Here is a 14,885-nt window from a genome sequence, read left to right as displayed (position 1 = left end):
TTTGGCAAGCGGCATGCCGGGACCCCTCAGGGCAAGGGCGGCTTTGGATGCATGTCCAGCCCGCGGTCCGGCGATTCCGCCACCTGCGGGCGGCCCGCTTCCGGATCGATCATTTCCTCAATGATGAAATGACCGTAGTACTGGGCCCGTTCGGCCCCCTGCGCCCGCACGGTCTCGGCAATGCGGCGCGCCGCCGCGTCGTCCTTGGCTTTCACCACCAGGAAGTGATAACCCCGCTCGGCCAACTCTCCGTGCGCCCGCAGCAGGTTGATTTCCTGACCGATGGCGGCCAGCGGACTGGCGTTCTTGAGATCTTGCGCCACTTGGTCCACCATCTGTGCATCGGAGAAGGCGTGGATGTCCGCGTCCTCCAGCGGCAAAGCCCGCAGCGCGTCGCGCGCGGCCTGCGCCTGAGCGGCCTGCGCAAAACTGATCACCAGATGGTCCACCGGCTTGTACACGCCAAAGCTGGTGGGGCGGTCCTTGGAGCCCGGCTCGTGGTCGGAGCCCGGCGTTGTTGCCGTCGGATTTGCCATGGGAAGTCCCTCGCAGTCCAGGAGCCATCGGCTCGAAGCCCTGCATCAGGCAAGGGCGGTGCCCATGGCGAACCGTGGGGCGAGATTCAGTGGGCACGGCGCTTGCCGATGTCCCCGGATTCACTGACCTGATCTTCGCAAGGGAAGGAGCGACAAGATGAACGACGGTCTCACCTCAGTGCTGTACGTGGAGGACAGCCCGCTCAACGTCATCGTGATGGAAGCGATGTTTGAGCAACGCCGGGACCTGCGTCTGCACGTGGCCGAGGCGGGCATGCCCGCCTGGCGCCTGAGCGCCCGCCTGCAGCCGTCGCTCTTGCTGATCGACCTGAATCTGCCGGATTGCCACGGCTCCGAACTGCTGAAACTGCTGCGCATGCGTCGCGGCTGGGCGCGTGTGCCGGCCATTGCCGTGACCGCGGATTCGGACTTTGACGCCCTGGGTGCCGGTTTCCAGGAAATGTGGCCCAAGCCGCTGGATGTGCGGCGCACCCTGGCGCGCCTGGCGGAACTGCTGCCGCCGCCCAAGGGCGCCTGGTCCGGCCCGGGCGGCCGGGAAGGTGGCGCGATGGAAGAGGACGGCCGTGGTCGCACCGACGGCGGGCTGCCCGACCTCACCCGCCACGCTGCCCCGCTGCCTCAAGCGTTCAGCTCGCCGCTGGCGGCCCACCGCCCTCACCTGCCGGCCTTCCGTCCGGAGGTCCGATGACCGAAGGCCCCCGCTTCCTGACGGACATCCTGGCGCAGCAGATGCGCACCCTGGTGTGGGAGGCCGCAGACCGGGCCCGGTGACAGCCGCCTCGTTGCGGTGAATGCGGGCGTGACACGCAGGAATCAAGGGCGGTGGCGAGCGGATCGGCGCTGTCCTCGTTTCAGGTGGCGTGGGCCGGGCCGGCCTGGTCTTGTCAACGGCACGCCGCCTGCCATGACGACAAAGCACCCTGGCACCGCCGCGCCCTCCCGCCCGACCGGGACGCACCCCGCCGCTGCAGCCATCGCCTTGGCGCGAACTGCGGCGCTCAGCGACGGCACTGCCAGCACCCGAACACCCACAGGATTCCGACCATGATCGACACCCCGACCGAGACCACCGCCCCGTCCTATTCCGTCCCTGCGCCGGAAGCGTCCCCGCAGCCCTTTGACCTGGCCTCCCTGCACGGTCAGGTGGCCCTGATCACCGGCGGCAGCCGTGGACTGGGCGCTGCCATTGCGCAGGTGCTGGGCGAAAGCGGCATGCGCGTGGTGCTGGCCGACATCGACCTGCAGCGCGCGCAGGACCGTGCCGCCCTGCTGGGCGAGCGCGACATCCAGGCCATGCCCATGGCGCTGGACGTGACCGATCCGCGCCAGTGCGCCGATGTGGTGGACGCCGTCGCCCAGCGCTTCGGCCGTGTGGATGCGCTGATCAACAACGCCGCCATCGACGTGACCGCCCCGCTGTCCGAGCTCAGCATCGAGGACTGGCAGCGGGTGCTCAACACCAACCTCTCCGGCCCGATGATGATGGCCAAGTACGCCAGCGCGCAGATGTTCCGCCAGGGCGGCGGCGGCCACATCGTCAACATCGCCTCCACGGCGTCCAAGCGTGCCTGGCCCAATGCCAGCGCCTATCACGCCACCAAGTGGGGCCTGCTGGGCCTCTCGCATGCGCTGCATGCCGAACTGCGCGACAAGCATGTGCGTGTGAGCGCCATCGTCGCCGGCGGCATGAAGACCCCTTTCCTGCTGGACCGTTTCCCGGGCATTGACGAAACGCGTCTGCAGGATCCCATCCACGTGGCCCGAGCTGTCCGCTACGTGCTTCAACAGCCCGAGGGCACCGTCATTCCCGAGTTGACGGTCCTGCCCACCCTTGAAAGCTCCTGGCCTTGACCACCTTCCTCCCCACCGACACCTTCACCGGTTCACCGGCCCGGCCGCTGCGTCCCTGCCTGTTCCTGGACAAGGATGGGACGCTGATCGAGAACGTGCCCTACAACGTGGACCCGTCCCAGTTGCGTTTCATGCCCGGCGCCGGGGAAGCGCTGGCACGGCTGCGCGAGGCGGGCCTGTCGCTGGTCATCGTGACCAACCAGGCCGGCATCGCCAAGGGGCTCTTCACCCGCGCCCAGTTCGCCCGCTTGCAGGAAGTGCTGCTGCGCCGCCTGAAAGACGAGTTCGGCGTGGTGATCGACGATGTGGCGGTCTGCCCGCACAGCCCGGATGCCAAGGGCCGTCCGGCCTGTTTGTGCCGCAAGCCCGCACCGGGCATGCTCATCCGCGCCGCCCGCGCGCATCATCTGGACCTGGCGCGCTCCTGGATGGTGGGCGACACCCTGGATGATGTGGAAGCGGGCCACCGCGCCGGCGCGCGCGGCCTGCTCTTCGACAGCGGCGGCGAAACCGAATGGCGCCGCTCACCGCTGCGCGAGCCCTCTGGCACCTTCACGTCGTGGCCGGCACTGGCGGAGCATCTGCTGGCGGCGATGAAGGCCGATGCGATGCCGCCGGGGACCTCTTCGGAACAGACGTCGGGCAGCGCGTCGGCGGAGCCGTCTTCGCAGACGCATTCAACGGCTTCGGCAGCTTCGACCGCACGTTCGGCACTGTCTTCGTCTGCCGCATCCTCTGCCTCTTCCTCCGCCTCCTTGCAGGCGCCCTCTACGCTGTCGCGGCTGCAGCGCTTGTCTTCTTTCGTGCGGTCTTCACCGGTGCGCTCACTGCCGGTGATGGCGTCGACGGCGCAGTCGCCCTCCGCGTCGTCGTCTTCCCTGCGGGCCGCGTCGCCCCTACCTCCGCAGAGCGCCGCAGCGACCGCTTGAGCGTGCGGGCCAGCGGCTCCTCGGCCGCGGCCTGCGCCTTGGCTTGGTCCTTGGCCGCCGCCCGCAACAGCCCCAACAGGCGCCGCTCCGCCAGGCTCAGGCCCGCCGCGGACGGCGGTTGGCGCACCCAGCGCTGGTCCAGCAGCGTGGGCAGCGTGTCCGCCTGCGCCAGCGCCAGCACGCCCGGATGCACATAGGACTTCCGGCACACCGCCACCGTATTGCCCAGCCGGGTGGACACCTGCACCAGCGTGTCCTTCAAAGCCACGCCAGGCGCCGTACCCGCGCGGGCATGGCCACACAGCAGGTCCAGCGCGAGCACGCTCGCATGCCAGGTGCGGAACACCTTCGCACTGCACACTTCGCCGCCCAGCCGGGCCAGCCATTCATTGACGTCGGACGCATCGATGCGATGGGGCTGCCCCTGCTCGTCCTCGTAGCCGAACAGCTCCTTGCCGGGCAGGTCCCGGCAGCGACGCACCAGCGCCGCCACCTGTTCGTCCTTCACCGCCAGCTGATGCCGCACGCCGCTCTTGCCGACGAAGCTGAGCATCAAGGCATCCCCGCTGACCTTCACATGACGGCACAGCAGCGTGCTCAAGCCGTAGGAGCCATTCTGGCGGGCATATTCGCGGCCGCCGATGCGCATCCAGGTGCGGTCGAGCAGCCGCACCAGTGCGGCCACCACGCGTTCGCGGTCCAGGCCGCCGGCCCGCAGGCGCCGCTGCACCTGTCGTCGCAGGCGCGGCAGGCGCAGGGCGAAGTCGCTCAGCAGGCCGAACTTGTTCTCGCCCCGCTCCTGCATCCAGTCGGGGTGATAGCGGTACTGCTTGCGGCCGCGCGCGTCGCGCCCGGTGGCCTGCAGGTGACCGTCCTCGCGCGGGCAGATCCACACGTCCTCATAGGCCGGGGGAATCGCCAGCTTCTGGATGCGGCGGATGACGGCGGCGTCCCGCACCGCGCGGCCGTTGGCGTCGACATACCGGAAACCCTTGGCCGTGCGCAGGCGGCGCAGACCCGGTTCAACATCGGAGACCCAGCACAGGGGCATGTGATCCTCTGCAGGAAAGCCATGGATGCGCTGTGGAGGCAGGCCGCATGCCCAAAAAGAACTCGGGGCCGCCACCGCAGCGTTGTGCGCTGCGCTGGGGCCCCGGCCCTTTGTCGCCTCGGTGGCTGTTGTCGTGTGCGGAGGATCAGTGTGCGGAGGAGTTGTCCACGGCGGCCGCGTCCTCGGCGGCGTATTCCTTCAAGCGGTTGTAGAGCGTCTTGAGGCTGATGCCCAGCACCGCCGCCGTCTGCTCCTTGTGATGCTTGTAATGCTGCAGCGTCGCCAGGATGAAGGCCTTCTCCACCTGCGCCATCGAGCTGCCCAGGGGCATGACGATGGACGGGCCGGACTGCTCGGCAGGTGCCGGAGCCGACACGGGCGGTGCGGCCACCACGCCTGCCGGGGACTGACCCCCGAGCGCCGGAGACACGGCTGCAAAGGTGCCGGCGCTGGCGGACAGGGCAGAGACGGCCTCATGCGCCGGGTCCGGACGCGGCAGCCACTGCTCGTCGATGACATCGGCCGCCGCCATCACATAGGCGCGCTGCACGGCATTGCGCAGTTCCCGGACATTGCCCGGCCAGTGATAGGTCTGCAGCTGCGCCAATGCCCGCGGCGTGAAGCGCTTGTTCTTGCCTTCCTTGGCGGCGATGGCCTTGAGGAAGTGGTCGGCCAGCAGCGGAACGTCGTCCAGACGCTCCCGCAGCGGCGGCATCTCGATCGGGAAGACGTTCAAGCGATAGAGCAAGTCCTCCCGCAGCTTGCCGGCCTGCACCGCCTGCAGCAGCGGGCGATTGGAAGCGGCGATCACGCGCACGTCCGCATCGATCGTGGTGGTGGAGCCCACCCGCATGAAGCGGCCGGTCTCCAGCACCCGCAGCAGCTTGACCTGCAGCTCCAGCGGCATCTCGGTCAGCTCGTCCAGGAACAGCGTGCCGCCGCTGGCGCGTTCGAAGAAACCTTCGTGCTGCTTGTCGGCCCCGGTGAAGGCGCCCTTCTCGTGACCGAAGATTTCGCTCTCGATCAGGTTGGGCGAGATGGCGCCGCAGTTCACCGCCAGGAAAGGCTTCTTGCGGCGGCGGCTCAGGTCATGCACCGTCTGCGCGACCAGCTCCTTGCCGGTGCCGCTCTCGCCGTTGATGAACACCGAGACGCTGGTGCCGGCCACCCGCGAGATCTGCTCATAGATGCGCTGCATCGGCGGCGTGCGCCCCCACAGCAAACCGAAATGGCCGCTGTTGGCCAGGTTGGCATTGAGGTCGGCCACCTCGGCCTGCAGCGCCGCCGGCTTCATGATGCGGGACAGCACGCCCTGCAACTGGCGGATGTTGATCGGCTTGACCAGATAGTCCGCCGCGCCCAGGCGCAGCGCCTGGATGGACGTATCCAGGCTGGCATGGCCGGTGATCAGCACCACTTCGGAATTGGCCACCAACTGCGGGTCGGAGAACAGCTCCATCCCGTTGCCGTCAGGCAGTTGAAGGTCCAGCAGCACCACATCGGGCTGCTGCAGCGCAATATGCCGGCGCGCATCCCGCAGGGTATGGGCCACCGAGACGGTGAACTTTTCGCTCGCAATCAGTTCTTGCAAGGTGGCGACGGAATCGATGTCGTCGTCCACGATCAAGGCATGGGTCACCGCAACGTCCTTAGGTGTTGGGCCCGGCGGCACAGGCCGCCCGGCCGGGGTACTCGGCTGTTTCGAACACTGAATCAGCCGTTTCGATGGAATCGATGGAATCGGGGGAGAGGTCGAGCGACGCGCATGACAAGCGCTTCGCCGGCCCGGTGACGTGAATTGTTGTCACTTGAAAGCCGTGGCTTATTCTTGCAGCAACCACGCACCGGAAGCACCCCTTGGCCGGAGGAATTTGAAAAAAATTCCGTGTCACCTGTTCGGTGGACGGCCCTGTTCAACGGCATTCAGCGGGCACTCATCGGCTTTCAGCGTGCGCCGGAGCGGCGTCGCTGAAACCACCCCACCAGCGCCAATCCTCCCACCAGGGCGGTCAAGCCCTTGAGGTCGCGAGGGGCATTGGGCTCCTGAGGGGTGGGGACCGCCACTTGCGGCTGCGCAGTCGCGGTCGCGCCTGCCGCGCGGCCCGTGAGAGTGCCCGGCACCGGCGCGCCCACGGGCCCGCCGCTTTTGGAGGACGTGTCCAGTGCAGCGACCGTCACGGGCGCCGCCGTGTCCTGTGCCCAGACCATCGACGTTGCCACCAGTAGCGGCATCACTCCAGCCAGCTTGCGCAGGCACATGTCCATCTCCCCTCGAATGCGTGAATGAAAGGCTGCACGGCAGCCCGTTTGCTTGTTTCTGCAGGACTCAGGCCAGCATCGACCGGCGCGCCCTACAACCGGACAAAAGGGGCAAATACCGTGCCTGCAAAAACGTTCGGTGACCATTTGCCACGAAGTTGTGGGCAGTTTTTTACGGTCTGGGCCCCATCAAATGTTTCAATCCGCTTGACCCGGCTTGTGCGGTGCAGCCGGCTGAAAGTGTTCGAATGAAGGTCCGATTCATGCTGCTCAGCGATGCGAGCAGACAACTCCTGCTGCGGCTGGCCTTTGTGGTGGGCCTGGCGCTGCTGGCCATGCTGCTGCAATGGCTGGCCCAGCCCCTGATCGGCAAGGGCGAGCCCTTTCTGTTCTTCCTGCCGGCGGTGGCGCTGGCAGCGGTCTGGTTCGGCCCCATCCCGGGCGCGGTGGTGCTGCTGGCGGGTCTGGCCAGCGCCGGCATGGACGAGGCGTCCTTCCAGGCCTTCTGGCATCAGTCCAACGACGGACGGGTCACCATCGCCGCCTATCTGATCTATGGCGTGCTGCTGCTCGCCCTGGGAGAGCGGCTGCGACAGGGAGGTTTGCGTACCGCGCAGGCCCAGGCGCGGCTGCGCCTGCTGGCGGAAGAGACCGACGTCGGCCTCTTTGAATTCGACAAGGTGGCCGGCACGCTGTACGTGAGCCCGCCGCTGGCACGGCTGTGCGGCGTGACCGCACCGGACCGGGCCATGCCCGCCCTGGCCCTGCTCTCCCGCTTCCCGCCGCAGCTCGTGGCCCAGGCCCGACTGGCGCAGGAACATCTGCTGCACCGGCAGGGCGACCGGTTCGAGCATGAGCTGGCCTGGCCGTCCCCGGACGGCATGAAATGGCTGCTGCTGCGGGTGCGCCTGATCCGTGACGACCTGCAGGTGACCCATGTGCGGGGCGCGGTGGCGGACATCACCGAACGCAAGCGCATGGAGAACCAGCTCAAGGACACGCAGGAAAAACTGAGCGTGCGGGTCAACGACCTGCACCGCCTGCAGGAGCTCAGCACCCGGCTGCTGGAGCCGCGCCCGCTGGTGCAGCAGTTCCAGGTGGTGCTGGATGTGGTGGTGGCGCTGCATCATGCGGAGCACGGCCTGCTGGCCTTTGTGGACGAGGACGATGGCCAGCTGAAGATCAAGGCCTCCGTCGGCCACGATGCTCAGGCACTGGACCAGCTGCAGCGCCTGATGGACGCCGGTCGGGGCAGCTGCGGCCTGGCGCGGGTGCAGCGCAGCCGTGTCGTGGTGAACGACTTCCAGACCGATCCGCGCTGCCAGGACCTGCGAGCGCTGGCGGCTTCGCTGGGCCTGGGCGCGGCGCACACCACGCCCCTGCTGAGCGACAGCGGCGAGCTGATGGGCCTGATCAGCGTGCACTTCCCCGAGCCGCACGACATCACCCTGCGCGAAACCGACCTCACCGACCTGTGCACCCGCAAGATCATCGTGCATGCGGAGCGGGCCCGGGCGCGGGCCGAGCTGCAGGCCGCCGACCGCCGCAAGGATGAATTCCTGGCCACGCTGGCCCATGAACTGCGCAATCCGCTGGCGCCGATCCGGCAGGCCGCCCTGCTCTCCAGCGCCGCGCAAGCCACCGATGCCCAGAAGCGCTGGAGCCATGGCGTCATTGAGCGGCAGGTGCAGCACATGGCCCTGCTGCTGGACGACCTGCTGGATATTTCCCGCATCACCCGCGGCGCGCTCAGCCTGCGGCTGGAGGAAGTGCAGCTGCATGCGGTGATCGAATCGGCGGTCGAGACCGCCCGCCCCACCATCGAAGGGCGCCAGCACCAATTGCAGGTGGAGCTGCCGGCCCAGCCGCTGCGCTTCGAAGGCGACGCACTGCGGCTGGCCCAGGTGGTCGCCAACCTGCTCACCAATGCGGCCAAGTACACCGAGCCCGGCGGCCAGCTCGTGATCCGCGCCAGCCGATGTGTGCGGGACGGCGCTGGTGAAGTGCTGATCGAAGTCTGCGACAACGGCATCGGCATTCCCCGGGAGTCGCTGGGCGAGGTGTTCAACATGTTCACCCAGCTTCGCCGGGTGAGCGGACGGGTCAATGAAGGGCTGGGCATCGGCCTGGCGCTGACACGCGGGCTGGTGGAGCTGCATGGCGGACGCATCAGCGCCCACAGCGATGGCCCGGGCTGCGGCAGCCGCTTTGAAGTGCGCCTGCCGCTGCGCGCCGCGGCCGCCCCCTCGCAACCGGTGAGCCGCCTGGCTGGCTATCGCGGCGGACCGCTCAACATCCTGGTCGCCGACGACAACCGCGACGCGGCCGAGAGCCTGGCCGAGCTGCTGCGCCTGCATGGCCACTCGGTGATGCTGGCCTTCGACGGCGAACAGGCCCTGGAAGTGTTCGACCAGACCGCGCCGGACGCCTGCCTGCTGGACATCGGCATGCCGCGACTGGACGGCAATGAGGTGGCCCGCCGCCTGCGCGCCCGCGGCGACCTGCATGCGCCGGTGCTGGTGGCGATCACCGGCTGGGGACAGGCGTCCGACCGCTCCGAGGCAATGGAGGCCGGCTTCGACCACCACCTCACCAAACCGGTGGACCCGGACAAACTGCTGCAACTTCTGGCGCTGCACCGCCCTCCCGCTCAGGCCCGGGCTGCCTGACCCCCTATCTTGCAGACGGCTTCAGGCATGCGGTGTGCTCTTTCTGCTGGCACACCGGGAGAAGTACGTGCTCGACAAGTGGAACAGTTCCCTCAAATGCCTGCCGCCGGAACGGCTGCTGGACATGGCCCCACGGCTGGCGCGGCCGCTGGTGTTCACCCACGGCGTCTTTGATCTGCTGCAGGTCAACGATGTGAGCGACCTGGAGGCCGCAAGCGCCCACGGCAGCTGCCTGGTGGTGGCGCTGCACAGCGATCGGTCGGTCCGGTCCGGGTCGGCGACTGGCGATGGCCCCGTCCACCCACTCAGCGATCGGGCCCGTGTGGTCGCGGCGCTGGGCTGCGTGTCCTGGGTCACCTGGTTTGATGAGGACACGCCGGCCGCCTTGCTGGCGGCATTGCGTCCAGAGGTGTATGTCAAAGGCGGCCATGGCCAGTTCGAGAGCCCGCTGGACAGCCTGCCGGAGGCCACCTTGGTCGCGAGCTGGGGGGGACGAGTGGCCTTGGCGCCGAATGTCAGCGGCGGCAGTGGCACAGCCGGGCTGATGCAGCGCCTGGGTGCGTTGGCGCCGTGACGCTACACCGGCGCTTTGCGCCCTTTGCGCCCTTTACACCCTTTACGGGCGTTGAAGGGGGTGCCGGGGCATCGGCCCGGTCACTGCGTCAGCCCCTGCGTTGGAAAACGGCGCCATGACCCCGAAATTCGAATGGCCACTGTCGCCCCATGGAGGCGCTGTAGCGCCTGCGGCCGGGGCCACCTCCGCATCAAGGGCTGCGCCGGGCTCTCGTGCGCCGTCGGTCCTGATCGCCGGGGACTGCATGCTGGACGTCTATCTGGAAGGGGCGGTGCACCGTATTTCGCCAGAGGCGCCGGTGCCGGTGCTGCATCTGCGGCAGCAGTCGCATCGGGCGGGCGGCGCTGCCAATGTGGCGCTGAACCTCTCCACGCTGGACTGTCCCTGCACGGTCACCGGCGTGGTGGGCGACGACTCGGCGGGCGAGCAGTTGGCAGCCCTGCTGGACCGTCCTGGCATCCACCAGCACTTGATCCGCAGCGACGAAGTCAACACGACGCAGAAGATCCGGCTGGTCAGCCAGCGACAGCAACTGCTGCGCATGGACGTGGAAGACCCGCTCCCGGAGGCCTGCGTTCAATCATTCAATGCATTGGCCCGCGACCTAGCCCACCGCCACCGTTGGGTGCTGGTGTCCGACTACGGCAAGGGCGCCTTGAGAGACGTGCAGGCCTTGATCGGCGCTTGGCGCCACCAGCCTTGCCGGGTGCTGGTCGACCCCAAGCGCCCCGACCTCCAGGCCTACCGCGGTGCCTGGCTGCTCAAGCCCAACCTGAGCGAAATGCGAGCCGCGGTCGGTCACTGGACCGATGAGAAGGACCTGTGCGAGCGGGTGGCGGGGCTGCAGCGGTCGCTGGAGATCGATCACATCCTGCTCACGCGCGGCGAGGCCGGCATGACCTTGTTCTCCCGCGAGGGCCTGAGCCTGCATGTGCCGGCCCTGGCGCGCGAGGTGTATGACGTGAGCGGCGCCGGCGACACCGTGCTGGCCGCCCTCACCTGTTTTTTGGTGCGGGGCGAAACCCTGGAAGACGCCGTGCGCGCGGCCAACCGTGCGGCTGGCCTCGTGGTGCAGAAATTCGGCACGGCCTCGGTCACTCTGGAAGAAATGGGGATGGCGGCATGAGCTTTCTGGCGCGACACATCGAACATCCGGCGGAGCTGGCAGGCGCGGACATCCGTCCCTGGCCAGCGCCGGCCAGGCGGCCCTACTTCGATGAATCGCTGCACCAGCATCGGCTGCTGTTCCAGCTGATGGACAGCTTGCGCCCTCAGATCGAGCAGGCGGCCGTGCTGATGGCCGACACGCTGCGCGCCAATCGCAAGATCATGCTGATGGGCAACGGCGGCTCCGCTGCGGACTGCCAGCACCTGGCGGCGGAATTCACCGGCCGGTTCCAGCAGGAGCGCCGGCCACTGGCCGCCCTGGCGCTGACCACCGACACCTCCGCCCTCACCTGCATCGGCAATGACTATGGCTTCGAGCATGTGTTCGAGCGCCAGTTGGCGGGCCTGGCGCAGCCCGGAGATTGCGCCGTGGGCATCTCCACCTCCGGGCAGTCGGCCAATGTCCTGCGGGCCCTGGAGCGGGCCCGCACGCTGGGCCTGACCACTGTCGGCCTGAGTGGCCGGGACGGCGGGCCGATGGCCGAGCTGTGTGATGTCTGCGTGGTGGTGCCGCATGCCGACACGGCCCGCATCCAGGAGGCGCACATCTTCATCGGCCATTGCTGGTGCGGGCTGGTGGAGCAGTCCCTGGCCGCGCTGCCCTGAGGGCCACATGCCGGGCCGCCCTGCCGCGCCACCCTTCGCCTCCTTCTGGATGGGGGGCTTTGAAGGTGCGGACCACATCAATGGCCGCGGAGATGCGCTGGACATGGTGCGGGCGACGGGCCATGCCGACCGGCTGGATCAGGATTACCGCCGCGCCCGTCTGCTCGGCCTGCGGGTGGTACGCGAGAGCATCGGCTGGCGGCTGACCGAAGATGCCCAGGGACACTTCGATTTCAGCCGCGCCATCGCCATGGCGGAAGCGGCCCGTCGGCAGGGTCTTCAGATTCTCTGGACGCTGATGCACTACGGCGTGCCGCCTGGCCTGACGCTTCTGGACGACGCCCTGGTGCCGCGTTTTGCCCGCTTCGCGGCAGAGGCGGCCCGGGTGCTGACGCCGTTGTGCCCCGGACCGCGCTTCTACACACCGGTCAACGAGATCAGCTTCCTGTCGTGGGCGGCGTCCGCCAGCGATGCGATGGGGCCGGCCGGCGTTCCGGCGTCCGAGCGGCAGCCGGACTTGGAAAAGGACTCGCGCGTGAGTGGGTTCCAGATCAAGCGACGCTTGGTGCGGGCGGCCCTGGCCGGTATCCGGGCGATTCGCGCGGTGGACCCGGAAGCCCGGTTCCTGCATGTGGAGCCGGTGGTGCATGTGGCGCCCAAAGGCGGCCAGATCGGTCAAGCGGGCCAAGCCGGTCAAGCGGGCCAGGAGGATCAAGGCGATCCGCTGGATTCGTCGGATTGGCAGGCGCAGGCAGACCGCATCAGCGCATTCCAATGGCAGGCCTTCGACTTGCTGGCCGGCCGCATGGAGCCCGAGCTGGGCGGCCATGCCGACGCGCTGGATGTGCTGGGGCTGAACCACTATCACAGCAGCCAGTGGGAGACGCCCGGCGAGAAACGCCTGGCCTGGCATCTGCGGGATCCGCGGCGCATGCCGATGGCCGATCTGCTGGAAGGCGTCTGGCGGCGTTATCGCCGGCCCTTGATCGTGGCGGAGACGGGGCATATCGGGATTGGACGCGGCGCCTGGCTGCAGGAGGTGGCGGGGGAAGCGCAGCGGGCGCATGCGCGTGGCGTGCCGCTGAACGGCGTCTGCCTGTATCCGCTGCTGGACCGGCCGGACTGGGCCGACGACCAGGTGTGGCACCGCAGCGGGCTGTGGCACGTCACGCCTGCGCTCCGCCGCCGGCTGAACAAGCCGTACGCGCGCGCGCTGATGAACTGGCGGCCACTGAGCGCGGACAGTCCGGTGGCCCTGCCCTCACCGGATGGCGCCGACACCCCCAAGCCCGGCCTGCTGCTGATGCTGCCTCAGCCGTGGGAGCATTTTCCGGCCCGTCATCAGGCCGCCGCGCTGGCGCTGGCGGACGACTTCGTGCTGCGACTGGTGGAACCGCCGCGGGATTCGGTGCTGCCGCCGGTGCTGCGCCGCCATACGCTGGCGCCGCATGCAGAGCTGCTGGTGCCGCATCGGCCGAGATCGGAGGGTGCGCAGGGGCTGGGCGGGGGCAAACGGGATGGACTCGAGGCACGTGACGGATGGGCCTGCGTGCCGGACGAAGACACGCTCGCGCTGCTCCGGAAGGACCGCGAGCAGCTCGGCCCCCGGCGCTGGTGGTGCTGGCCCTGGAGCGCTGCGGCCGGCGCCGTGGATGCGGCCTGGGTGACGGCGCTGGCCGGCGACGGATGGATTCACCATCCCTGTCAGCTGGGCGACCCGCCGCCGGTGACGCTGCAGGCCCTGCTGCGCCTTGAAGTGCCAGCCGACTGGCCCGCGCCGCTGGTGGCCTGGCGGGGGCTGGTGCCGGACGGCTATGAAGCGGAAGAAACCCGGCGCTGGGGCGCGGGCCTGCGAGATGCGTCGGGGCTGACCCGCCCGACCCTCTGGCTGCAGGCGAAGCCCGGGGCTGAAAGCATCGACGTCGAACAGGTGCATGCCATCCGCGTGCTGGCGCGTCAGCATCCTGGCTGGCAGGTGCTGGTGGACAGCCGGGGCCCGATGGTCGCTGGAGCGGCGGATGCGGCCATAGAAACAGATCCCCCCAATCTTCGCTGGATAGGGCGACTGCCGCCGCCACTGGAAGCGCCCATGGCGGCAGCCGTTCAGGCAGCCGTTCCCTTTGAGGTCTGGGCGCCCCTCGCGGTGACGCCGCGCGCACTGTCGGCTTTGTGCGGAGAAGCCATGGCGCCCGTGGACCCGTCCCAATTGCGCGCAGACGCGCAGCGGGTCCTGGCCGCCCATCAGGCCCAGGGGGCGCTGATCCGGCAGCGTCTCAGGCAGCTGCTGGTGTGAGGATCAGGTGAAGCAGCGCTCCACCCGCAGTTCGCTGCTGGCCAGGCCGGCCGCGATCAACAGGCTGCGCGCGGCGCCCTGACGCTGCGCCCATGGGTCCATCAGGACGGCATCCTCGGGCAGGTCGTGCCAGTCGGTCACCCCCTCCGGCAACTGCGCAGCCACCAGCACAAACTCGCTGCCGAACCCTTCCGCGGTGGCGGTCCACACCGACAGCCCGCTGTTGTCCCGCGCAATGCGAGCTGCGAGCAGACGCGCGCACTGTGGACTGTCGGCAAATTTGAGGCGGTTGATCATCTGCTCGTAGCGTGGGTCGCCGTACACGGCGCGCGCCAGCTCCGGTTCATCCGCATAGGGATGGCTGCGGCGATAGTCGCTGGCCAGTTGCGCCTCGAAGGCCAGCAGGGTCTGGCGGGATTGGGCAAGCGTCAGCAAGCGTTGCATCACCGGCAGCCGGCACAGGGCGACCAGATCAGCGGGTGCCGCCGCTTCGGCAGATCCGACCTCGGTGCGTGCGTCCGCCACGGGCGCCTTGTCAGGGGTGGCGGCAGGCGGGGCGCCAGGGGGGCCGCCTGCCTTCATGGCAGGGCTGGTGGCCGCCATCGAGCCGGCCATCGAGCCAGCCATCGTGGCCGCGAGGGTGCCCGCCATCCTGCCTGCCATCGTGGCCCCAAGGGTGCCCGCCATCTGGCCTGCCATCGTGGCTGCAGGGGTGCGCGCCATCCGGCCTGCCATCGTGGCCGCCGTGCTCCCATTGGCTGAGCCCGTGCTCCCATTGCCTGAGCCTGCGGTCTGATGCCCTGGGCCCGTGCCCGGAGCAGCTGTCCCCGCCGCCCCGATCGGGGTCGGATCGCCCGCCACGTCCATGTGACAGCGAACCCGGTAGACCGCCCCCGGGTCCAGCATGAAGGTCAGGCCAACCGGTCTGG

At 68.8% G+C, this 14,885-nt stretch carries 12 protein-coding genes and 1 pseudogene; 8 read left to right on the top strand and 5 right to left on the bottom strand.

Translation table 11 applies throughout. The annotated features are described in order from the left end of the window. Positions 1-26: 26 nt before the first annotated feature. A complete protein-coding gene (locus DES44_RS09885) occupies positions 27-536 on the bottom strand; it encodes a hypothetical protein (protein WP_058934790.1) in 510 nt (169 codons plus the stop codon). Positions 537-693: 157 nt separating this feature from the next. Here DES44_RS09885 and DES44_RS09880 point away from each other — a divergent pair, with 157 nt between their 5' ends. The 3 genes and pseudogenes from DES44_RS09880 to DES44_RS25565 form a co-directional block, all read left to right on the top strand. After that, positions 694-1,245: a response regulator gene (locus DES44_RS09880; protein ID WP_058934789.1), complete on the top strand. Its 552-nt coding sequence runs from the start codon at positions 694-696 to the stop codon at positions 1,243-1,245. Between the two features lie 356 nt (positions 1,246-1,601). Next, positions 1,602-2,408 (top strand): SDR family oxidoreductase, encoded by an 807-nt coding sequence (locus DES44_RS09875; protein WP_083525526.1) that lies wholly within the window; start codon positions 1,602-1,604, stop codon positions 2,406-2,408. Then, positions 2,405-2,908, top strand: a pseudogene (locus tag DES44_RS25565) (D-glycero-alpha-D-manno-heptose-1,7-bisphosphate 7-phosphatase); the annotation flags it as partial. The gene DES44_RS09875 and the pseudogene DES44_RS25565, both read left to right, overlap by 4 nt. A gap of 268 nt (positions 2,909-3,176) precedes the next feature. Here DES44_RS25565 and DES44_RS09865 read toward each other — a convergent pair. The 3 genes from DES44_RS09865 to DES44_RS09855 all read right to left on the bottom strand — a co-directional run bounded on the left by DES44_RS09865 (position 3,177) and on the right by DES44_RS09855 (position 6,647). Beyond that, positions 3,177-4,388, bottom strand: coding sequence for a DNA topoisomerase IB (locus DES44_RS09865; RefSeq protein WP_083525524.1), 1,212 nt, complete (start codon positions 4,386-4,388; stop codon positions 3,177-3,179). Between the two features lie 145 nt (positions 4,389-4,533). Then, on the bottom strand, positions 4,534-6,027 hold the full coding sequence (locus tag DES44_RS09860; RefSeq protein WP_058934787.1) for a sigma-54-dependent transcriptional regulator: 1,494 nt from the start codon (positions 6,025-6,027) through the stop codon (positions 4,534-4,536). 305 nt (positions 6,028-6,332) lie between these two features. Then, positions 6,333-6,647, bottom strand: coding sequence for a hypothetical protein (locus DES44_RS09855; RefSeq protein WP_170156641.1), 315 nt, complete (start codon positions 6,645-6,647; stop codon positions 6,333-6,335). Between the two features lie 248 nt (positions 6,648-6,895). Between DES44_RS09855 and DES44_RS09850 the strand changes: the two genes are divergently transcribed. From DES44_RS09850 to DES44_RS09830, 5 genes are all read left to right on the top strand, one after another. Beyond that, on the top strand, positions 6,896-9,316 hold the full coding sequence (locus DES44_RS09850) for a hybrid sensor histidine kinase/response regulator (protein ID WP_116001472.1): 2,421 nt from the start codon (positions 6,896-6,898) through the stop codon (positions 9,314-9,316). Between the two features lie 34 nt (positions 9,317-9,350). Further along, complete coding sequence (locus DES44_RS09845; protein ID WP_233441645.1) at positions 9,351-9,890, top strand: nucleotidyl transferase family protein; 540 nt, start codon at positions 9,351-9,353, stop codon at positions 9,888-9,890. A gap of 115 nt (positions 9,891-10,005) precedes the next feature. Then, positions 10,006-11,016: a bifunctional heptose 7-phosphate kinase/heptose 1-phosphate adenyltransferase gene (locus DES44_RS09840; protein WP_083525523.1), complete on the top strand. Its 1,011-nt coding sequence runs from the start codon at positions 10,006-10,008 to the stop codon at positions 11,014-11,016. Beyond that, positions 11,013-11,663 carry a D-sedoheptulose-7-phosphate isomerase gene (locus DES44_RS09835; RefSeq protein WP_083525522.1) on the top strand — a complete coding sequence of 217 codons (651 nt, stop codon included), beginning with the start codon at positions 11,013-11,015 and terminating at the stop codon, positions 11,661-11,663. Before DES44_RS09840 ends, DES44_RS09835 begins: the two co-directional genes overlap by 4 nt. Positions 11,664-11,670: 7 nt before the next feature. Then, entirely contained in the window at positions 11,671-13,956 is a 2,286-nt protein-coding gene (locus tag DES44_RS09830; RefSeq protein WP_058934783.1) for a hypothetical protein, read from the top strand. 3 nt (positions 13,957-13,959) lie between these two features. Here DES44_RS09830 and DES44_RS09825 read toward each other — a convergent pair whose 3' ends face one another. Next, a complete protein-coding gene (locus tag DES44_RS09825; protein ID WP_147307037.1) occupies positions 13,960-14,607 on the bottom strand; it encodes a hypothetical protein in 648 nt (215 codons plus the stop codon). Positions 14,608-14,885: the final 278 nt, after the last annotated feature.

The sequence above is a fragment of the Roseateles depolymerans genome (assembly GCF_003387155.1).
GTDB classification, from domain to species: domain Bacteria; phylum Pseudomonadota; class Gammaproteobacteria; order Burkholderiales; family Burkholderiaceae_C; genus Roseateles; species Roseateles depolymerans.
This window is presented reverse-complemented; position numbering and strand designations above follow the sequence as displayed.

Coding starts and splice junctions, on each gene's coding strand:
- DES44_RS09835 (WP_083525522.1), top strand. CDS start 11,013: ATGAGCTTTCTGGCGCGACACATCGAACATCCGGCGGAGCTGGCAGGC.
- DES44_RS09850 (WP_116001472.1), top strand. CDS start 6,896: ATGAAGGTCCGATTCATGCTGCTCAGCGATGCGAGCAGACAACTCCTG.
- DES44_RS09865 (WP_083525524.1), bottom strand. CDS start 4,388: ATGCCCCTGTGCTGGGTCTCCGATGTTGAACCGGGTCTGCGCCGCCTG.
- DES44_RS09840 (WP_083525523.1), top strand. CDS start 10,006: ATGACCCCGAAATTCGAATGGCCACTGTCGCCCCATGGAGGCGCTGTA.
- DES44_RS09855 (WP_170156641.1), bottom strand. CDS start 6,647: ATGTGCCTGCGCAAGCTGGCTGGAGTGATGCCGCTACTGGTGGCAACG.
- DES44_RS09875 (WP_083525526.1), top strand. CDS start 1,602: ATGATCGACACCCCGACCGAGACCACCGCCCCGTCCTATTCCGTCCCT.
- DES44_RS09880 (WP_058934789.1), top strand. CDS start 694: ATGAACGACGGTCTCACCTCAGTGCTGTACGTGGAGGACAGCCCGCTC.
- DES44_RS09830 (WP_058934783.1), top strand. CDS start 11,671: ATGCCGGGCCGCCCTGCCGCGCCACCCTTCGCCTCCTTCTGGATGGGG.
- DES44_RS09885 (WP_058934790.1), bottom strand. CDS start 536: ATGGCAAATCCGACGGCAACAACGCCGGGCTCCGACCACGAGCCGGGC.
- DES44_RS09825 (WP_147307037.1), bottom strand. CDS start 14,607: ATGGCGGGCACCCTCGCGGCCACGATGGCTGGCTCGATGGCCGGCTCG.